Source organism: bacterium, assembly GCA_023150945.1.
Lineage (GTDB): Bacteria > Zhuqueibacterota > Zhuqueibacteria > Zhuqueibacterales > Zhuqueibacteraceae > Coneutiohabitans.
On the sequence record JAKLJX010000018.1, the window covers coordinates 49,352 to 67,540 of the forward strand.

The window sequence follows — 18,189 nt, forward strand, 5'->3', positions numbered from 1 at the left end:
GGCTCTCCCTCATCCGGCCGCAAAATTATCAAAATGGCGTTGAAATGCAATGCCATTCTTTGCGCGGCAACGGTGTGATTGCGGCGCGCCTCTCCCGATAAACTGCTTGCATTTGGCAGGATTCCAGGCTACTTTAAAGCGCCAGTTAGTGGCCAGAAAAGTGAGTGAGGGATGGCAGACCAGAAGTTGTTTGGCATGGATGGCAAGCAGGCGGATCAGCTCGACGCCATTCGCGAGATCGTGCTGGGACCGCCACTGCGTGATCTCGATCGCCGGCTGCAAAAATTGGCGCGCTCGATCGAGCGCCTCAGCGAGCAACAAGAGCAGTGGCGGGCGGAATATGAAACGAAACTCGCGCAGGTGCAGGCGCGTGCCGACGCGCGTCTCGACCGCATGGCGCGCCGCCTGTTGCGACATCGTAAGCAACTGCAGCGCATGCTCGCGGCGATCGAGGCGGAATGGCAACGCGTGCAGGGACGCGTCAAGAGGGAGCGCAGCAGCCGCCTCAAACTCGCCGAGCTTCTCACCCGGCTGGCGCAGCAAGTGCGCACCGGGCGGGCACCCGCCAATGGCAAAAAGAATTCTCGCCCCGCCGCAACGCGCCCCCGCCGCCCGACCACCAGCCGCCGTCAAAAAATCCCGTCTGCCAAAAGTCGCGAACGCAAATCACCATGAACGCGGAATCAGAAAAAACCGCCGACGTCGAGCGTTTGCGCGAGCTGTTGTTGGGCACCGACCGTGCGCGCGTGCGACACCTCGAAAGCGAAGTGAGTGAACTTCGCCGCCAGCTTGCGGATCGTGAGTCGCTGATCGCCGCGCTCAACCCCGTCATCGGTGATTTGCTCGAGCGCAAGATTGCCGGCTCCGGCCCGGAGATGGCGGAAATCGTGGCGCCGCTGATGGGTCCGGCGATCAAGCAGCAGGTGGCGGAATCCAAAGACGAGATGGTCGAGGCGCTCTATCCGGTGATCGGCCAGACCGTGCGCCGCGCCGTCGCCGAGGCGATGCGCAAACTCGTCGCCCAAATCAACCAGCGGCTGGACAAAGCCTTCAACCTGCAGGCCACCTGGGCGCGCATGAAAGCGCGCATGCTGGGCCTGCCTGAGCCGCTTGCCGTCATTCCGCAAGTCTTCCCCTTCACCATCGAACAGCTTTTTCTCATCGATCAACGCTCGGGCTTGTTGATAGCGCATGTGCCCGCCGAAACCGGCGCGCAGAGCAACGGCAAGCTGCAGATGGTGAGCGGCATGCTCACGGCGATTCAAGATTTCACCAAGGACGCTTTTGGACCGGATCATGAGGGCGACCTGCATGAAGTCCGCTACGGCGACAAGACCATTTTCGTCGTCGCCAATCCGCCGGCGTTTCTTGCGGCCGTGACCGCCGGAACGCCGCCGATGCAATTTGCCGACAAGCTGCGCGGCTTGCTGCGCCGGATTCACAACACCTGGCACCGCGAGCTGCGCGAGTTTTCCGGCGACGCCTCCGCGTTGTTGTCGGCGCGCCAGCCCATGCACAAGTTCATCACCGCCTTCTCGCTGCCGGCGCCGCCCAAGCAGGCACGCCTGCCGGCCGGGCGCCTGCCATGGTATCGCACCACTCCAGCAAGAGCAGCATTTGCTGCGGCAGCAGGATTGGCATTGCTCACTACGGTGTGGCTCGCCTGGCAACCGGCAGGCACGTCCGCTCCGCCGCAAACGCAAAGCACGGCGCAGGTGGCGGCGCCGCAGATTTTGCCGCTCCCGCCGCCGCTGCGCCTGGAAGCGCGGCTGCACGGCCGCGTGTGGATGAAGGTGATTGCCGACGGCCGCGACTCAACGGATTTCATTTTTCGGCGCGGAGAAATCTATGCCTGGCAGGGCGAGCAGCAATTTCGCGTGCAAGTCGGCAACGCCGGGCAGACCGAACTTTTTTTGAATGGCAGCCACCTCGGCAGTTTGGGAGAGGTGCAGCAGGCGGTCACGCTGCAGATCACGTCTCAGGGCATCGTCGCGAGAGAGTAAGTGCCGCGCGCGGGTGATTGGTGAAATCCCCCACTTGGTGGGCATGACCGGGGCAAATGCCCCAAGTGCCGGCAGCGCTGCGAGATGGCGGTTGCCGAATGGCCAACTTTGAATGAGTAGCATCAGTGTTTGTTTGGGAAACATTCGGCCTGGATTAGACAGGGGCTGGGGCGGGATTCTTCTAACTTTAACTCTATCATCCGGATAGCCCACGGCTCTGCCGTGGGGGAGTTGGCTCGGTAAATATCCAAGTTTCGGAGAGACATCAATTCGGAGACCATCGCACCGTCAGTCAGAATCAGATTCATTGGCACGAGGGTTGTAAGTGAAACAGGGACGAGTCGTGCAATACTGTCAGAGCCCGGCGCACAGGCGCCGACTTTACTTCACTGCTTCTCTCATGCTCCGTGAGCTGCAGTATTGATGGGATGTCGTCTTGCACGAGAGGCTCACGACTGGCTGTGAATCTGGCTGGCGGTCAAGCGGAATCGCATCACCTGAGTTGCATCCGACCGCCGGCCTTATTGTTTGGATGAGACCGAAGCGTGTCAGGCGAATTAACGGAAAGAGGGTGTGAACCAAGAGAGGAGTTGATGATGTCCAAAAAAATTCTATCGGGTATCCTGGCGGTGTTGGTGCTCAGCTCGTTTGCGATTGGCCAGGATCGCGCGGGTTCCGTCGCCTTTGGTGTGCGGGGCGGCATCACAAACTACCAAGGCGATGATTATGATTCCGCCAAGCAGCGTCCCTATGGCAGCGTGCTGGCGGAGTACTACCTCACCAATCGTTTCTCGCAAGAAACAGCGCTGAACATCGGGGAATTGGCCGGCGAGACCGGTGCCAACGATTTCAAGTCGGTTGCGAGCAGCTTGAGCCTGATGGGCCGTTTCGCGCTGCTCGGCGGCGGTTTTCGCCCCTATCTGGCGGCAGGCGCAGAATTGGTCGGCATTGATCCCGAAGGCGAGAACAATGACAATCACGATCGCACCTCGTTCGCCTTTCCGGTGGGCGGCGGTGTGAGCCTGGGGCTCGGAGAGAATGTGACGTTCGACGTGCGCGGCTTGTATCATTACTCCCTTGACGATCGCTACGACGGCCTCGACACCGAAAGCGCGAACGACGCTTTTCTCACCGGCACGGCCGGCCTGACCTGGATCACCGGCGGCAACCCCGACAAAGACGGTGACGGCCTGAGCAAGAAGGAGGAAAAAGCACGCGGTACCAATCCCAATCTCGCCGATACCGATGGCGACGGCTTGAGCGACGGCGAGGAAGTCAATGTTTACAAGACTGATCCCCTCAAGGCCGACTCGGACGGCGATGGCTTGAGCGACAGCGATGAGCTCAAAAAGTACAATACCAACGCCAACAAAGCCGACAGCGATGGCGACGGCCTGAGCGACGGCGACGAAGTGCTGAAGCATCGCACCAACGCCAGCAACGCCGACAGTGACGGCGACGGCCTCAATGACGGCGCGGAGATCAACACGCACAAAACCGACGCCCTGAAAGCAGACACCGACGGTGACGGCCTGAGCGATGGCCGCGAAGTGACGCAAACCAAGAGTGACCCGCTCAAGGCTGATACCGACGGCGGCAGCGTGAATGACGGCGCCGAGGTGACGCGCGGCAGCGATCCCCTGAATGCCGAAGATGACGTGCCGAAAGTCGCCAAAGTCGAAGAGACGTTGCAGGTGGAAGTCGGCAAGGCCATCGTGCTGGAAGGTGTGGTGTTCAAGAGCGGCAGCGCCGAGATTTCGCCGGAATCCGAGGCGATTTTGGTGAAGGCGTTCAACACGCTCAATGAGAATGCCGAGATCGCCGTGGAGATTCAGGGTCATACCGACAATCGCGGCGGCCGGGCGCTGAACACCAGACTGTCGTTGGCGCGTGCCGAGGCCGTGAAGGCGTACTTGGTGAGAAAAGGCATTGCCGCCAACCGCATCACCACCAAGGGCTTTGGCCCGGACAAGCCGGTGGCTTCCAATGACACCGCTGAAGGACGGCAGCAAAACCGGCGCATTGAGTTCTTCCGTGTGAAGTAGGTTCTGAAAGCTCCGTGTAATCCCAGCCGCGAAAGCGCAGCGCCTGAACCGCCGGCAGGTTTGTCGAGGCTGTTGGTGCGCCCTGCGCCTTCGCGGCTTTGTTGTGAACTTAGACCTGTGAGGGAGAAATCATGCTGTACACTATCCTGATTGGCCTGGTGGTTGGCGCGATCGCAAAATTCATCATGCCGGGCAAAGATCCCGGCGGCATTATCGTGACGATCCTGTTGGGCATCGGCGGGTCGGTGCTGGCCACTTACCTCGGACAGTGGCTCAAAATCTACGCCGAAGGCCAGACCGCACAGTTCGTCGGTTCGGTCGTTGGGGCCATCTTGATTCTGTTCGTGTATCGTCTCCTCACCAAGAAACGGAGTTGAGCGGTACCACGACCGGCGTGGGTGCTTCCCTGCGCCGGACTGGCGCGGATCACTGCCCTGAGGCTCCTGATGCGCTGAGGTCTTGACGTCCCCGCAGCCTGCTGCGGGGCATTTTTGTTTGGTTGAATTTCGTTGCGCTGGTCATTGAGGAAAAGCTGCATGAACAAAACCGAATTCGGCTGGGGCGGCTTTCTGCTGCGCTTTGTGATCGCGTTTGTCCTGGTGTATGCCACCTACAATCCCGAAGGATTCTCCTACTTTCATTGGGCGATTCAGCCGGTCACCCAAGTGCCGGTGACCACCTTGAGCGCCATCAATCCGCTCAAGGTGTTGGCGGGCCTCGGCCTGTTTGCTCTGTGGGTGATCTACTTGCAGGCGACGAATCGCGCCCTGGGTTTCAAAGGCGCAGTGCTCGCCGCCGCGCTGCTGGGCTGTCTCATTTGGGTGTTGATCTACTGGGACGTGTTCACGCCGCGCGGCACGCGCGCCATTTCCCATCTTGTGCTGGTGGTGTTGTCGCTGGTTTTGGCCATCGGCGTGTCCTGGTCGCATCTCACGCGGCGCTTCACCGGCCAGGTTGACATTGATGAAGTCGGCGGGAAATGAATCTGCCTTGGCCCGCAGAAAGGGTTTTACCGGAACCACCTGGTGCCCGGCGCATGCCGTAGAAATGAAAAATCCCAATCACCCTCACGGTGATTGGGATTTTTTGTTTGCAGAAGCAGGAATGCGCTAACGCCGGCCGCCGCCCAGCACTGCGCCCAGCAGATCGCCCAGGCCACCGCCGCCGCCCTGGTTGCTTTGTCCGCCGCCCAGACCACGCATGAAGAAATCGGCGACGTCATCGAGAATGTTGCCGTCACCGTCTTGATCGAGCAGCGCAGCCAAGCCCTGCGAGCCGGCACCGCCGGCATCGCGCTTTTGCGTGAGCAGGCCCAAAACCAGCGGCGCCAGCATGGGGATGATTTTCATCGCGGTTTCCATGTTCAAGCCAAAGCGCTGCGCGATTTGGCCGGCTGCCTGCACGCCGGATTCGCCGAGCAAGCCGCCCAGCCGCGGGTCGGCGTTTTGATTGCGCACTTGCATTCCGAACAGCCCACCGATGTCATTGAGCACATCGGGATTGCCATACTTGTTGAGAATGTGATCCACCCGCGGTGCGCCGCCGCGTTGCTCCATCTGGCGCTTCAATCCACCCAAAACCAGCGGCACCACTTGCGGCAGAATCTGTGCGGCGGTGTTGCGATCAATGCCGAGATGCGATGACATTTGCTGCGCCACCTGTGGACCCAGCGCTCCAATGATCTCTTCAACCAAACTTGGCATGTCCAATCCTTTCAATTCAAATCATAAGAAAAACGATGGGGATTATGCGGTTTCCTCGAGACGCTGATGGGTCAACGGGGACGAGAAGAAACTGAATGCGCGACGAATCCGCAAATTCTGCATGCAAATCACATTCCATGAGGCCCTTGCCCTCCTGTCTGCCATTGGATTCCGAAACGCTCAGGAGGGCAAAGGCACTACCCTGCGCCAGATTCCGGCTCAGCGAGCTGCCGCACCCGCGGATTTCTTGGCATAGGCCGAATACAGGCCCCAAGCACCGACGATCAAGTTGATGATGATGGCACCCCAACCGTTCGTCAATTGCAGGCCGCCCAGGCTATCGACCTTAAGTATGCCCAACAGGCCGACCAAGCCGTTCAAACCGCCGAGGACTTGAGCGCCAGTTCGTTGTGTGCTTTCCGTGCCCTTGAAGCCGAGATAACTCAAGGCCGCGCCAGAAATCACGTTAAAAAGGTTGCCTCCTCCGAGGATGTCGCCAGCTCCTGCTGTTGCCCCCAAGAGTGATCCGACGCCCGGAACAAACTGGCCGAGCAAACCGATGGCCGTTTGCACCAGACCGGCATACTTCGTGAAGTTTTGAAGCATGACTGTACCTCCTCGTTAGATCAAAGAACAAAGTGAAGTGCGCCTGAGATTTTGCAGGCTTGGCGTTCCCGCGGCAGGGTCAGGAAGGCAAGATCGGGCAGAATCAGGCTGTCACAAAATACCAAAATAGGTGAGATTGTCAAGGCGCCAATTTGCGAGCTGTGGCCGCACGGTGGCTGGACCGCAGCGAGCATACTCTTGTTTCGCAAAACTGAACTTGCTTTTGGAATGAGAATTTGATATGAACTCGTGGTTGCGCGACATCATAATCGATCGTCACGCACTCTGCCAGACTGCAACCGAAGCAACCTGGGGAAAATTTCGCGGGCGCGCCAGTCTTCCCAGAACAATATCCTGCGCCAAATTTCAGACAAGCTGAAACGTGAAGCCCGCGGACAGCAATAAGCCCGATTCGTACACTGTTATTTCGCACGACGTATCCACCACCACTGTCATTCGGTAGGGATCTTGTGAAGATTTGGGCACACTCCCGTGCCATTCACCTCAAAAGCTCACCGCCGAGACGCGGAGACCGCGGAGAAGGACTCCCTTGATTTTCAAACTCCGCGCTCCCCGCGTCTTGGCGGTTCAGAGATGTACTTTGTGGTTAAGAATTTTTCGGAATTTTGTTCTGACTGCGAGCGCCTGATGGCCATAACACTCCAGCTACTGCCACTTGAATTCACGAAATGGCTGTGCAGTCGCAACAAGTGCGGCATGCCGGTGCGGCCGTCGCAAATTGTGGTCGCCAGCCGCCGGCGCCGCTCGCGGGAAGTGAACTCCGCAGGAACCGGGCTGTGAATCTCGCTACCGCATCTTTGCTCAGCAACATCCGGCGACGTTGGCGCCGCTCGCCGCGGCTGCCGTTGGCGGCGGCGGCGGTGATTTGGCTGTCGCATGCTTTCTATCACACCGCTGCTTCTCCTTTCCCCTTGCAGCGCGAGGGCGTTGTTGCCTTGCTCAGCAAGACCCCCTTCGATTTCTACCAACTCGATTTGCAGCGGCGCCTGGCGGCATACGGCGCGCAGGGCCGGGTCGATTCCATCCGCCAGGTCGTGCAGCAATATCCCTATCATGCCGGCGTCATCTTTCACAACTTCCTCGAACGCAGCCTGTTTCTCACGTTCAATCAGCAGCCGGATTCCGCACGTTTGTTGGCAGCCGTTGCCCGCACTCTCGCCCAGGATCTGGCAGAGGTTCAAAGCGACAGCTTTTTCCAGCAGCGCTACGCGCGGCTGACGTCTTTGCAGCTTTCCCGCCCCACGGCGTTGCACGCCTGGGTGGCGGCGCAAGCCGTGTTCATGCGCGGCATCCGCCTGGATTCCACCAACGTTCCGTTCAATCTCCAGTGCCTGAATTACGCCCACACCCGTTTCCAGCGCCTCGATGATCACAAACAGGCGGCAGACAACCTGTGGTGGCTCTGCACTTACTATTTTCGCGTCATTCATGATGACGACCAGGCGCTGGCGATTGCGCACCAATGGCTTGCGCTGAGCCGCGCCATCGGCTATCGCGACGGCGAACTTCAGGCGGCCATGCTGCTGGCGGAGATCTATGACGCCCGCCAGGCAGCGGATTCCGCCAACGCCTGCTTCAATCTCGCGGCCGCACGCGCGCAACAGCTCGGCAATCCTTATGCGCTGGCGCGACTGCTGGATATTCGTGTTCTGCAGGCCATCGAGCGCAGTAAATTTCCCGAGGCCATCGCGCTGCTGCATCGCCTGCTGCAGTTCTCGCGGGAGATCAACTTCCGCGCGCTGGAGGGCATCACCCATGCCTCGGCTGCCCGCGTGTATCACCTGCTCGCGGATTATGACCAGGCGCTGGCGCATCTCGATTCCAGCATCGTGCGCGTGCGGCAATTGAATCATCGCGTGGATTTGCCGCCCTTGCTGCTGCACCAGGCTGACATTCTTGTGGAACTGGGTGAATGGCAACGCGCGCTCGCGCTGGCCGATTCGGCGTTGCGCATGTATCAGGCGCAAGACCACGTCTATGAGGTGGCCAGAACCCACGGCTTGATCGGCTTGATTCATCTGGGCCAGCGGGATTTCAAACGCGCCCGCGCCGCGCAAGAGCGCGGACTGAGCCTGCTGGCGGAGAGGAAGGCAGCCGAGGTGAAGATGGAGCTGTGCAACAATCACGGTGAGATTGCCCTGCAGCAAGAGAGAGCCGCGGAGGCCAAGCAAGCGTTTGCCGAGGCGGAAGGACTTTGGGAATCCCCGCGTGGTGATCGCGAATTGTCACGCGCGCGGCTGGGCCTGGGCCAGGCTGCGCTTGCCATGCGTGAATATGGCCAAGCCCGGCAGCTTTTCGAACAAGAACTCGCCCGTAGCGAGGCCGGACAGCAGCGCGATTTGGTGTGGAAATGCCACCTCGGGCTGGCACGGGCATACGAAGGTCTGCAGGAAGTCGAGGCGGCGCAGAATCATTACAGCCAGGCCAGCACGGCGCTCGAAAAGATCCGTGACACTGTCGGCCGCATGGATTTCAACATGAGCTACTTCAGCACGGTTCAGGAGGTTTTCGACTCCGCGATTTTCTTTGCGTTGACGGTGGCGCAAGATCGCGGTATGGCGCTGGCGTTCATGGAAAAAGCGCGTGCTCGCAACATCGTTGATTTGCTGCGCCGGCAGCAGGTGCAGACCAGCATGCCCGCCGGCGTCACCACTGCGCCGCGCGATTCCGCGCTCGTCATTTTGCAACCAAATCCCGCTGCACTGCAGCAGTTGCTCGATGATTCGACGGTGGTGGTGGCTTATCGCGTGATGCGCCGCCACTTGATCATCGCAGCGCTGGACCGGACCAGTTATGACATCGAATATCTGCCGCTGGATCAAACCGCGTTGCGCGAAGCAGTGCAACGATTCCGTTGCATTCTTGGCGTGGAAGATCTGAGGGATTTTCGCCAGCGCAGGCAGCGGGATCCGCACTCTCTCTGGCAGGAGACACGGCGGGCAGGCGAGGCTTTGTACCGCCAGCTTGTTGCACCCGTCGCCGGCCGCCTCACGCAGGCGCGCACGGTTTACTTCATTCCTGATGATGTGCTGTACTATCTGCCCTTTGCCGCGCTGGCGGAAGGGCAGGAGGGCCGTTTCCTGATTGAGAAGCATGCCCTCGCCTATGCGCCGAGTTTCACCGCCCTGCAGCTCATTTTGCAGCGTACTCAGCCGTTTGCCTTGCAGGCGACGGATTCGCTGCTGGCGCTCGCGTTGCGCTCGCGCACCATTCCCTTTGCGGCGCAGGAAGTCGACACGGTTGCGCGCTTCTTCCCAAACGCCCATTCCCAAATCAGCGAACGTTGGACGCGGCCTGCGCTGGCCACGCGCCTCCACGGCTTTCGCGGAATTGCGCATCTTGCGGTGCATGCCGACGTGGATGACAGCCAGCCGCTGCAATCCTATCTGCTGCTGGATGAACGCCACCGCAGCCTCGTCGCCGCGCGCCGCAATGCGGGCGGGGAAATCGCGCGGGCATTCCGCCGCGACCGCCGTCTCCCCATTTCTGATGACGACACGCTCCACGTCCTGCGCGCGGCTGAGGTGCTCAACCTCGACGGTGCTGGCCTCAAGTTGGTGGTGCTTTCCGCCTGCAACACGGCACTGGGGCGGCACCTCAGCGGCGAAGGCATGATGGGATTGACGCAGGCATTTCTGTGCGCTGGCACGCAACGGCTGCTGACCACGCTGTGGCAGGTTGATGATCAAAGCACGTATGAATTGATGCCGCGATTTTACCGCCCGCTGGCGCGAGGCGTGACGCCGGCGCGGGCGCTGCAGGCCGCCCAGATCGAAACCATTCGCAAATTGGAAAAAGAAGCCGGCTATGCTTTGCCGTACTTTTGGGCCGCCTTTGTCTTAACCGGCCGCGCGGATTGAGCTGCGCGGCAGCCGGCATAACTGCAACCTCGCTTTGGCCGGAGGCCTCGGCGCCGGGCGTCACCACTGCGGCAGGTTTGAGCTGAATCTTGCGACGAGGTCTCCCGCCGGGCGAGGAGTAGAGATGGGCAAATAGGTGTTGCTGTCTAAACCTCAATCCCAATAACTCAATTCAGGGGAGCCAGTATGAATCAGGGAAAGAAGGAAGAACACATCGGCTATTGGATTCGCATCCAATCCAAGCCGGCCGGCGCGCAGGCGGAAGAGCAGCGCAAGCTGAACTTCATCAATTATGTCATTCATTTCCTGCAAAATCGTTGGCCGTGCCCGCCCTATTGCCTGGATGCCAGCGGCGTCGGCCAGGCATTCACTTTGAGCACGCCGATGCTCACGTTTTTCTTTGTGCTGGTGGGATGGTTGGTCCTGGCGAATCAAGCCGAGGTGAACTGGCTGAAGCTGATCATTTGGTCGCTGGCGGGCGGCGCGGTTGCGGGCTTTCTCATCGGCTATGTTTTCGCCTGGAAATTCAATCGAACGATTCGCGGTAATCACATCGGTATCGATCGCAATGAACTCAAGGTGCTCATCCGCGAGGTGCAATCTGAATCACGGTGATCAACGAGCCGGCTTGCAATGGAAATGCCCCGGAATTCCGGGGCATTTCTGTTCTGCCAGAGCCGCGTGCACTCAACCCACGCTCACTTGCGAGCTTCAGTTCTCAACATAACCAGTGTCCCAATGCCGGTGGCGATTGTGGGCTCGTAAATCCACCCCAAAATCCACGGCAGCTTTCAAAGCCATCAGGACGGAAACCCAGCCTGCGATTACCTCCACCCGATCCTCAACGCGCACGCCAGTATCGGTCAAAGTCAAATCGGTGCCGCCCTGGCCATCTTCTGCCAAGGTGAAAGTGGCGATTGAACCTCCGTAATAATGCACCGAGTAGCGCGAACAGGGAATGGCTTCCAAAACGCGAGCGTCCCACCGGATGTTGTTGGGGAATACGAAGTGAATGACCCCGGCCTGTTCCACGGCAGACTCCGCCCAAAAAGTCGCCCGCCCAACGTCGGTGGACAACGCTTGATAGACTTTGGCGATCGGCGATCGCAGATGCAGCCGCCAGCAAATAAGAGAGGGATCGTCTTGAAAGCTCATTGGAGGGCAAGTCCGTGCGGTGCAAGTTCAAGGTTCGTTTGCCTGCGCATGGAACGGTGGCGTGGAATGTCCCACACGGGCGACGGTATCGATCACACCGCCGCCGATGACAATATCGCCATCATAGAACACGGCAGACTGTCCGGGCGTGATCGCGCGCTGCGGCGAGACAAACCGGACTCGCACGGCATGCTCGGCCGCATCTGACAGCAGCGCTGCCGCGCCGGGATCGCGGTAGCGGATCTTGCATGCCACCTCGCGACCGTCGGGCGGGCAAAACTCAGCGATCCAGTTCACAGAGGTGACGGTGAATTCATCCTGCAGCAAATCTTCCTCATCACTGATCGTGATTGCGTTGGTTTGTGTATCGATCCGGCTCACGAACACCGGCCGTCCCAATGCCAAACCCAGGCCTTTGCGCTGGCCGATCGTGTAGAACGGCACGCCCTCGTGTGTGCCGAGGGGATTGCCAGCGGCATCGCGGAACATGCCCGTGCTCGCCTGCCTGCCTTCTGCAGGCACACTTTCGCGCAGAAAGCGGCGGTAATCATTGTCAGGAATGAAGCAGATTTCCTGGCTCTCCTTCTTCCGGGCCGTTTTCAAACCCAGGCTGTGCGCGATGCTTCTGACTTCCGGCTTGGCGAGTTCGCCCAGCGGAAAAATGGTCCGGCTGAGCGCGTTTTGGCGCACGCCCCACAGCGCGTAGCTTTGGTCCTTGTTTTGATCCACCGCGCGCCGCAACTCCCATCTGTTGGTGGAGGAGTTGTAGGTGATGCGGGCATAGTGGCCAGTGGCGAGCAGGTCAGCGCCGATGGCTTCAGCCTGCTGCAGCAGCGCGCCCCACTTGACGTAGGTATTGCAGCGCACGCAGGGATTGGGTGTCCGCCCGGAGAAGTATTCGGAGATGAAGTTCTGCTGCACGCTGCGCTGAAACACTTCTTTTAGATCCAGCACGTAATGCGGCACGCCCAGCTTGTGACATACCGCGCGCGCATCAGCCATCGTGTCAATCGAACAGCAACCGCTCTCGAGATTGACGTTGCCGCCGCTGGCGTGATAGTCCCACAGATTCAGGGTAATGCCGATCACGCGATAGCCATGCTCGTGCAAGAGCGCGGCCGCAACCGAGCTATCGACGCCGCCACTCATCGCAACAACGACGGTGGCGCCGTTGCCCGGCGCAATGGCGGCCTTGGCATGAAGATCGATTTGTGTCTTCACCATGTGACTGCGTTTGGTCGTTTTTTGTTGAAGTAAGCGTGAACTGTGATGGGAGACAGTCGCCTCATGATGGCATTGTCGGATCGCTCCCGCTGGGCCGCGCGGCCTCTGGACGATGAAGCGGACGCTCGCGCAGGCGGCGCTGCAGAATTTGCTGCAATGCTTCCAGCGTGCGGTCAAGCTCTGCTTCGGTCGTCATTCGCCCCAGGCTGAATCGAATCGCCGAGTTCACGCGCTCCGGACTCAGCTTCAGCGCGCGCAACACGTGGCTGGGCTCTACGCTGCCGGAGCTGCAGGCGGAGCCGTTGCTCACGGCGATGCCCTGCAGATCCAGGCTCATGACCATCGCCAGGCTGTCCATTCCTGGAAATGATATGTTCAGGATGCCGGGCAGCCGGTCGTGCGCAGGGCTGTTGCGCACGGCCTTGGGATAGATTGTTTGCAGCCTTTGCAAGAAAGTCTCTGCCAGCGCCTGCAACCGTCGCTGCTCTTGTTGGCGCACGGCCAACATCATCTCTGTGGCCTTGCCGAAGCCAACTATGGCGGCGACATTTTCCGTCCCGGCGCGGCGTTCACGCTCCTGCTTGCCGCCGAGGAGCAGCGGCGCCAGCCTCACCCCGCGCCGAAGGTACAGCGCGCCGATGCCTTTCGGGCCATAGATCTTGTGGGCGGAAATGCTCAACAACGTCACCGGCGTGTTGCGAAGATCGATCGGCAGTTTGCCAAAGGTTTGCACGGCATCTGAATGAAATGCCAGCCGTCGTTCTGCCGCCAATTCGGCGATTTCTTGAATCGGGTTGATCGTTCCGATTTCGTTGTTCGCGTGCATGATGGCAAGCAGCACCGTCTCCGGCCGCAGCGCGCGCCGCACCGTGTCCGTGGTAATGCGGCCCTCGGCGTCCGGTTCGAGGTAGGAGATTTTCCAACCTCGCCGCTCCAACTCACGGAACACCATCAACACGCTGGGATGTTCGACGCGGCTGGTCACGATATGTTGTGGGGCCGCGCAGGTTTGCACGATTCCCAGAATGGCCAGATTGTTGGATTCCGTTCCACCACTGGTGAAGACGATTTCCTGGGGCTGGGCGCCCAGGCCCGCTGCAATTCTTTCCCGCGCCTCATCGATCGCCACTTTGGCATCCCGGCCAAAACTGTGAATACTCGAGGGGTTGCCGAAATGGGCGGTAAGATAGGGCTGCATTCCAGCCAGGACCTCTGCGGCCAGGGGCGTGGTTGCGCTATAATCCAAATAGATTCGATTCATGATTCGTTTGGCACTCTTCTTTGCGAAAAAAATATAGGGCGAGCCTTCCTTATTATCAAGCCTTTTCCCGATTCCCATGGACACAAACTTGAGAAATTTTTTTCTGCCCCGGGAACAAAACGGCGGGCTTCTGCGTTAATGCTCATGAAAACTGCTCGGCGCATCCTTTGGGTGTCGCCTTGAGCGGTGCGGCTATCAGCGTAGTACTGGCGGCGCTCGCTGATAGCCTTTTTTATTTTATGGCGCAGCCAAGCCGCATGGCCGCTGTAATCGCGAGAATGGCCGCCACCCCTATGCGACTATTCCGCCGCATCCCTCTGCCACAGAGCTCAAAGTTTGTGCCTGCCCGGGCGTGTGTTCACATACCGGCACATTTGCCTTCCCAAGTGAAGCGGAGCCAGACGAGCCTCGCGTTCCCGCTCCCGCACCCGCCGGATCGCAGGGCGGCCTCCCGAAAATCTTTTCTTCTCACCACTTGACAATGCTCTTCTCTCTTTCTATCTTTCTCGCCCAATTTTGGCAGAAGCGATCGTTTCACCCGGCCGCGACCGTCCAAGTTTCCAAGTGGCTGGTCGAGCGGGTGGACTCCGGTCCCAAGCACGCCACCAAACCAAAGGAAAAGTCATGCTGCCCGCAGAGAAAGACACCGAGCTGCGCCAGAAGATTGCCAATGGCTTCATCGTCGAGACCGAAGATGACATGACGCCCGGTTACAAAGCCGCGCTCGAAGTGATCCTGACCGTGCAGGGTGACACCGAGTTGCTCAGCGCGCCCGCCTACTACTTTGCCTCCAAGGATGCCCCGACCATCAACAGCCGTTTGGCGGTGTATGCGATCATTCAGGATGAGCTGGGGCATGCCAATATCGCCTATCGCCTGCTCGAAGACCTGGGCGTTTCCAAACAATGGTTGATGTATGGCCGCCAGCCACATGAGTTCAAGCATCCTTATGGCTTCGATCAACCCCTGGAAAACTGGGCGGAAATGGTGGTGGCCAACGGCTTCTTCGATCGCGCCGGCATCACCCTGCTCGCCGATGTGCACAAGAACTGCAGCTACGGCCCGTGGCAGCGCGCGCTCACCAAAGTTGACCGCGAAGAGGTGCTGCACTTGCGCCACGGCGAAAGCTGGATGAAGCGCCTGGCGAAGGCCGGCGGTGAAGCCCGCCAGGCTCTGCAGCGCGCCGTGGACTGGATGTTTCCCGTGACGCTGGAGTGGTTCGGTTTGCCGGACCATCTCAAGAAGCACAATGACCAGCTCGATTACCGCTTGAAGGGCCTGACCAACGATCAGCTTCGCCAGGTGTGGATGAGCGCCACGGTGCCGCTGTGCGAGAGCATCGGCATCAAGGTTCCGGCGCATTACGATGAGGCCCGCCAGGAGTACATTATCGATTATGAGTTCCCGGTTGAATATGATCCCGCGGCCAAACGCTGGCTGTTCGACCAACCCATTACCTGGCAACAAGTCTTTCAACGCTGGAAAAAGCGCGGCCCGATGAACCTCACTTACGTCGAGATGATTCAGGGCAACAAGCACGGTACTTTTGGTGGGCTGCAGTGGAATTGAACCCTGGGACAGGCGCGAATTCCGATTGAATTCATTGAACCAACAAACCGTCTGGCGCGCGCTGGCGGAGGTGATGGACCCCGAACTCCCGATCAGCGTCGTGGATATGGGGCTGATTTACGACGTGCGCGTGAACGGCGGCGCGGTCGATATCGACATGACCTTCACGGCCATGGCCTGTCCGGCGATGACAATGATGATCGACGACATTTGCGCCAAAATCAATACGCTGGCGCAATGTTCCGGCACGCGCGTTCATGTCGTCTGGAATCCGCCGTGGACGAAGGCGCGTTTGAGCGAGCGCGGCAGGGCAGTGCTGCAGAGCATGGGCATCGCGGTGTGAGCTGGGTGTCCGCCGATTGCGGCGCGGGGCGAGAATCATACATGGTCTAATCGAACAAGAGGGCAGCGAAGGGAGCAAGGGCTTGACCCATGGCAACTGAACAAATCTACGAAGTTTTTGCGCGCAAGAATCACGAAGAGGCATTGCTGCATGTGGGCAGCGTCAATGCGCCCAACGACGAACTGGCCCGCGTCTATGCCTGGACCACTTATGATGAAGAAAGCTGGGTTGAAATGTGCGTCGTGCGCCGCGCGCAAATCATCCCGGTGTTGAATCCCGAAACCAAGCCGATTTGGGGAAATTGAAAGCCGTCCCCCACCGCCGGTTTGGATTGATCAGGCTTTGCGCCTGGCTCTGCTCATTTCTGCAAGCCATCATTATGAGGATCGCGTGTCAACCTTCAAATCCGCTGCTGAGCTTTCTCCCAAAAGCCGCGACTATTTGCGCGCGCTGATGATCGCGCTGTCGGACACCAAGATGCTGCTGGGTTTTCATTATGGCGAATGGACCTTCGGCACGCCGGCCCTGGAAGCTTGCATCGCCGCCTGCAGCATGTCGCAGGATGAATTCGGCCATCTGCGCCTGTTTCACGCCTGTCTCAACACCCAGTTTCAGGAAGACCCCAAGCAGCTCATCGAACGCCGGCCGCTCGCACAGTTCGCCAACATGCCTTCGCTCGATCATCCTTTGCGGCAGTGGTCGGATTTTGTGGCCGTCAATCTGCTCACGGACGGCGCCCTCACCGTGTTGTTGACCGCGCTGCAACGCTCAGCCTTCGAGCCGGTGGCCAACTTCATCGACAAAATGGTGGAGGAGGAAAGACATCATCTGCGCAATGCCCAGGGCTGGTTTCGCACTTTGGCGACGCGCAACGCCGAAACCAAAGCCGCGCTGGAAGCATCCTGCCGCGGCGTACTGGCGAAAACCCTGGAATGGCTTGGCCCTGCCGATCACGAAATGATGGAGACGCTGGCGCAGGAACGCATCATCAACATGCCCTGGGAAGATCTGCAGCACCAGTTTCTGGATTGGATCGGGCCGCTGGCACAGGAACACAACCTCGCTCTCGGTCTGGTCACGAAAGGCCGGCACTGGCAGCCGGCGGTCGCCCTGGAATACCGCAATTGGAACTATCAGACACGGCGCAGCAGCGCCACCCAGCCGGATGAGAAACTCGTCTATCATCTCAAAGGCAGCAAGAACGATATTTTCAAATTGGGAGAATGATGGCGTCGCCAGCTTCCTCACAGCAACCGGCGCAAGAGTCGGCCGCCGGTTCTCTGGTGCGTTGCCCGTTTTGCGGTTCCCTCCAAACGCAGTTGGAGGCGGCTTTCGGCACGACGCATGCCTACTCGCAGTTTTTCTGCCAGACCTGCCGCACGCCCTTTGAATGGATCAAATGGGAGGAGAAGGCAGCGACTCACGATCTTCCGGCGTTCCTGCAAAAATGAGGCGCTGCCGCGGCCTGCATTTCCGGGCGCGGCGAATGATCTTCGCAGCCATCCCGCCTCCAGGCCATCTGCCCGCCGCAACGCCCTTTGCCTGATCATTCAATTTTGATTTCGCATGAAACTGAGCTTTGCTCCCGCGCGCAAGCAATCCCTTCTCCCAACCAGCCGGCTGGTGCTGCACTCCCAATTTGAATCGAAAATCTTGGGCAACCAGCGCGATTTGATCGTGTGGCTGCCGCCTGGTTACGAACGACAACGCTTCAAACGTTATCCCGTGCTTTATGCGCACGACGGGCAAAATCTGTTCGATCCTGCCACCGCCTACATTGGTGTGGATTGGCAGTTGGGCACAACCGCGGAATCCCTGATCCTGCAGCGGCGGGTGCGCCCCTTTCTCATCGTCGGCATTTACAACACACCGGCGCGGCAGGAGGAATACACGCCGATCCGCGGCCGCGCTTACGCCCAGTTTCTCCTGCGCGAGGTGATACCGTTCATCGACCAACAGTATCGCACCGCCACCGGCCGCCGCACCACCGGTTTGTTGGGTTCCTCGCTCGGCGGGCTGATATCATTCTATCTGGCGTGGTGGCATCCGCAGGTGTTCGGCATGGCGGCCTGTCTTTCAGCCTCCTGGATGTGGCAGGGCGCGCGCGTGTTCAAGGATCTGGCCACGTTGCCCACGCCACGCCCGCGGGTGAAGCTCTATCTCGATCACGGCAGCGAGGGGGTGGAGGGCGACAATGCCGCGGTCTTTCACCAGATGCGCACCACGCTCGCGGCAAAAGGTTTTGCGCTTGGCAAAGATTTGGAGTATTTTTACGGCGTCGGTGATCGCCACGATGAGGCCTCCTGGGCGCGACGCGTGTGGCGGCCACTGGAATTCTTCTTCGGCAGAGCCGGTTGAGGCGCGCGCACGGCTCGCGCGTTGCGTGGCAGAGGAAACGA

General features: G+C 59.6%; 17 protein-coding genes. 12 read left to right on the forward strand and 5 right to left on the reverse strand.

Annotated features, from left to right (window positions below; all coding sequences use genetic code 11):
- Window positions 1-171: 171 nt before the first annotated feature.
- The 5 genes from L6R21_20700 (at window position 172) to L6R21_20720 (ending at window position 5,031) form a co-directional block, all read left to right on the forward strand.
- Entirely contained in the window at window positions 172-675 is a 504-nt protein-coding gene (locus L6R21_20700) for a hypothetical protein (GenBank protein MCK6561625.1), read from the forward strand.
- Entirely contained in the window at window positions 672-2,003 is a 1,332-nt protein-coding gene (locus L6R21_20705) for a DUF4115 domain-containing protein (protein MCK6561626.1), read from the forward strand. The genes L6R21_20700 and L6R21_20705 overlap by 4 nt, the downstream gene beginning before the upstream one ends.
- Window positions 2,004-2,596: 593 nt before the next feature.
- Window positions 2,597-4,048, forward strand: a complete 1,452-nt coding sequence (locus tag L6R21_20710; GenBank protein MCK6561627.1) for an OmpA family protein — start codon at window positions 2,597-2,599, stop codon at window positions 4,046-4,048.
- Between the two features lie 131 nt (window positions 4,049-4,179).
- Window positions 4,180-4,425, forward strand: a complete 246-nt coding sequence (locus tag L6R21_20715) for a GlsB/YeaQ/YmgE family stress response membrane protein (GenBank protein MCK6561628.1) — start codon at window positions 4,180-4,182, stop codon at window positions 4,423-4,425.
- Between the two features lie 159 nt (window positions 4,426-4,584).
- A complete protein-coding gene (locus L6R21_20720) occupies window positions 4,585-5,031 on the forward strand; it encodes a DUF6524 family protein (GenBank protein ID MCK6561629.1) in 447 nt (148 codons plus the stop codon).
- A gap of 126 nt (window positions 5,032-5,157) precedes the next feature.
- On the opposite strand, the gene L6R21_20725 is transcribed toward L6R21_20720, so the two are convergent.
- Window positions 5,158-5,751 (reverse strand): DUF937 domain-containing protein, encoded by a 594-nt coding sequence (locus L6R21_20725; protein ID MCK6561630.1) that lies wholly within the window; start codon window positions 5,749-5,751, stop codon window positions 5,158-5,160.
- 219 nt (window positions 5,752-5,970) lie between these two features.
- Entirely contained in the window at window positions 5,971-6,357 is a 387-nt protein-coding gene (locus L6R21_20730; protein MCK6561631.1) for a hypothetical protein, read from the reverse strand.
- A gap of 797 nt (window positions 6,358-7,154) precedes the next feature.
- Between L6R21_20730 and L6R21_20735 the strand changes: the two genes are divergently transcribed.
- Both L6R21_20735 and L6R21_20740 read left to right on the forward strand, forming a co-directional pair.
- Window positions 7,155-10,238, forward strand: a complete 3,084-nt coding sequence (locus L6R21_20735) for a CHAT domain-containing protein (protein MCK6561632.1) — start codon at window positions 7,155-7,157, stop codon at window positions 10,236-10,238.
- A gap of 186 nt (window positions 10,239-10,424) precedes the next feature.
- Entirely contained in the window at window positions 10,425-10,853 is a 429-nt protein-coding gene (locus tag L6R21_20740) for a hypothetical protein (GenBank protein MCK6561633.1), read from the forward strand.
- A 96-nt stretch (window positions 10,854-10,949) separates the two neighbouring features.
- On the opposite strand, the gene L6R21_20745 is transcribed toward L6R21_20740, so the two are convergent.
- The 3 genes from L6R21_20745 to L6R21_20755 all read right to left on the reverse strand — a co-directional run bounded on the left by L6R21_20745 (window position 10,950) and on the right by L6R21_20755 (window position 13,878).
- Window positions 10,950-11,393, reverse strand: coding sequence for an SRPBCC domain-containing protein (locus L6R21_20745; GenBank protein ID MCK6561634.1), 444 nt, complete (start codon window positions 11,391-11,393; stop codon window positions 10,950-10,952).
- Between the two features lie 27 nt (window positions 11,394-11,420).
- Entirely contained in the window at window positions 11,421-12,617 is a 1,197-nt protein-coding gene (mnmA, locus tag L6R21_20750) for a tRNA 2-thiouridine(34) synthase MnmA (protein ID MCK6561635.1), read from the reverse strand.
- A gap of 61 nt (window positions 12,618-12,678) precedes the next feature.
- Window positions 12,679-13,878 (reverse strand): cysteine desulfurase, encoded by a 1,200-nt coding sequence (locus tag L6R21_20755; protein MCK6561636.1) that lies wholly within the window; start codon window positions 13,876-13,878, stop codon window positions 12,679-12,681.
- 624 nt (window positions 13,879-14,502) lie between these two features.
- Between L6R21_20755 and L6R21_20760 the strand changes: the two genes are divergently transcribed.
- From L6R21_20760 to L6R21_20780, 5 genes are all read left to right on the forward strand, one after another.
- The gene (locus L6R21_20760; GenBank protein MCK6561637.1) at window positions 14,503-15,447 is read left to right on the forward strand and encodes a phenylacetate-CoA oxygenase subunit PaaI; all 945 of its coding nucleotides are present in this window, start codon (window positions 14,503-14,505) and stop codon (window positions 15,445-15,447) included.
- A gap of 25 nt (window positions 15,448-15,472) precedes the next feature.
- Entirely contained in the window at window positions 15,473-15,790 is a 318-nt protein-coding gene (locus tag L6R21_20765) for a metal-sulfur cluster assembly factor (GenBank protein ID MCK6561638.1), read from the forward strand.
- A gap of 89 nt (window positions 15,791-15,879) precedes the next feature.
- Window positions 15,880-16,095, forward strand: a complete 216-nt coding sequence (locus tag L6R21_20770; protein ID MCK6561639.1) for a phenylacetic acid degradation b — start codon at window positions 15,880-15,882, stop codon at window positions 16,093-16,095.
- 85 nt (window positions 16,096-16,180) lie between these two features.
- Complete coding sequence (locus L6R21_20775; GenBank protein ID MCK6561640.1) at window positions 16,181-17,017, forward strand: phenylacetate-CoA oxygenase subunit PaaI; 837 nt, start codon at window positions 16,181-16,183, stop codon at window positions 17,015-17,017.
- Between the two features lie 339 nt (window positions 17,018-17,356).
- On the forward strand, window positions 17,357-18,148 hold the full coding sequence (locus tag L6R21_20780) for an esterase (protein MCK6561641.1): 792 nt from the start codon (window positions 17,357-17,359) through the stop codon (window positions 18,146-18,148).
- Window positions 18,149-18,189: the final 41 nt, after the last annotated feature.

Excerpts from the sequence above, each read along its gene's own strand:
- L6R21_20725 (MCK6561630.1), bottom strand. The coding sequence starts at position 5,751 with ATGCCAAGTTTGGTTGAAGAGATCATTGGAGCGCTGGGTCCACAGGTG.
- L6R21_20740 (MCK6561633.1), top strand. The coding sequence starts at position 10,425 with ATGAATCAGGGAAAGAAGGAAGAACACATCGGCTATTGGATTCGCATC.
- L6R21_20715 (MCK6561628.1), top strand. The coding sequence starts at position 4,180 with ATGCTGTACACTATCCTGATTGGCCTGGTGGTTGGCGCGATCGCAAAA.
- L6R21_20770 (MCK6561639.1), top strand. The coding sequence starts at position 15,880 with ATGGCAACTGAACAAATCTACGAAGTTTTTGCGCGCAAGAATCACGAA.
- L6R21_20780 (MCK6561641.1), top strand. The coding sequence starts at position 17,357 with ATGAAACTGAGCTTTGCTCCCGCGCGCAAGCAATCCCTTCTCCCAACC.
- L6R21_20720 (MCK6561629.1), top strand. The coding sequence starts at position 4,585 with ATGAACAAAACCGAATTCGGCTGGGGCGGCTTTCTGCTGCGCTTTGTG.
- L6R21_20700 (MCK6561625.1), top strand. The coding sequence starts at position 172 with ATGGCAGACCAGAAGTTGTTTGGCATGGATGGCAAGCAGGCGGATCAG.
- L6R21_20730 (MCK6561631.1), bottom strand. The coding sequence starts at position 6,357 with ATGCTTCAAAACTTCACGAAGTATGCCGGTCTGGTGCAAACGGCCATC.
- L6R21_20755 (MCK6561636.1), bottom strand. The coding sequence starts at position 13,878 with ATGAATCGAATCTATTTGGATTATAGCGCAACCACGCCCCTGGCCGCA.
- L6R21_20745 (MCK6561634.1), bottom strand. The coding sequence starts at position 11,393 with ATGAGCTTTCAAGACGATCCCTCTCTTATTTGCTGGCGGCTGCATCTG.
- L6R21_20760 (MCK6561637.1), top strand. The coding sequence starts at position 14,503 with ATGCTGCCCGCAGAGAAAGACACCGAGCTGCGCCAGAAGATTGCCAAT.
- mnmA (MCK6561635.1), bottom strand. The coding sequence starts at position 12,617 with ATGGTGAAGACACAAATCGATCTTCATGCCAAGGCCGCCATTGCGCCG.
- L6R21_20705 (MCK6561626.1), top strand. The coding sequence starts at position 672 with ATGAACGCGGAATCAGAAAAAACCGCCGACGTCGAGCGTTTGCGCGAG.
- L6R21_20710 (MCK6561627.1), top strand. The coding sequence starts at position 2,597 with ATGATGTCCAAAAAAATTCTATCGGGTATCCTGGCGGTGTTGGTGCTC.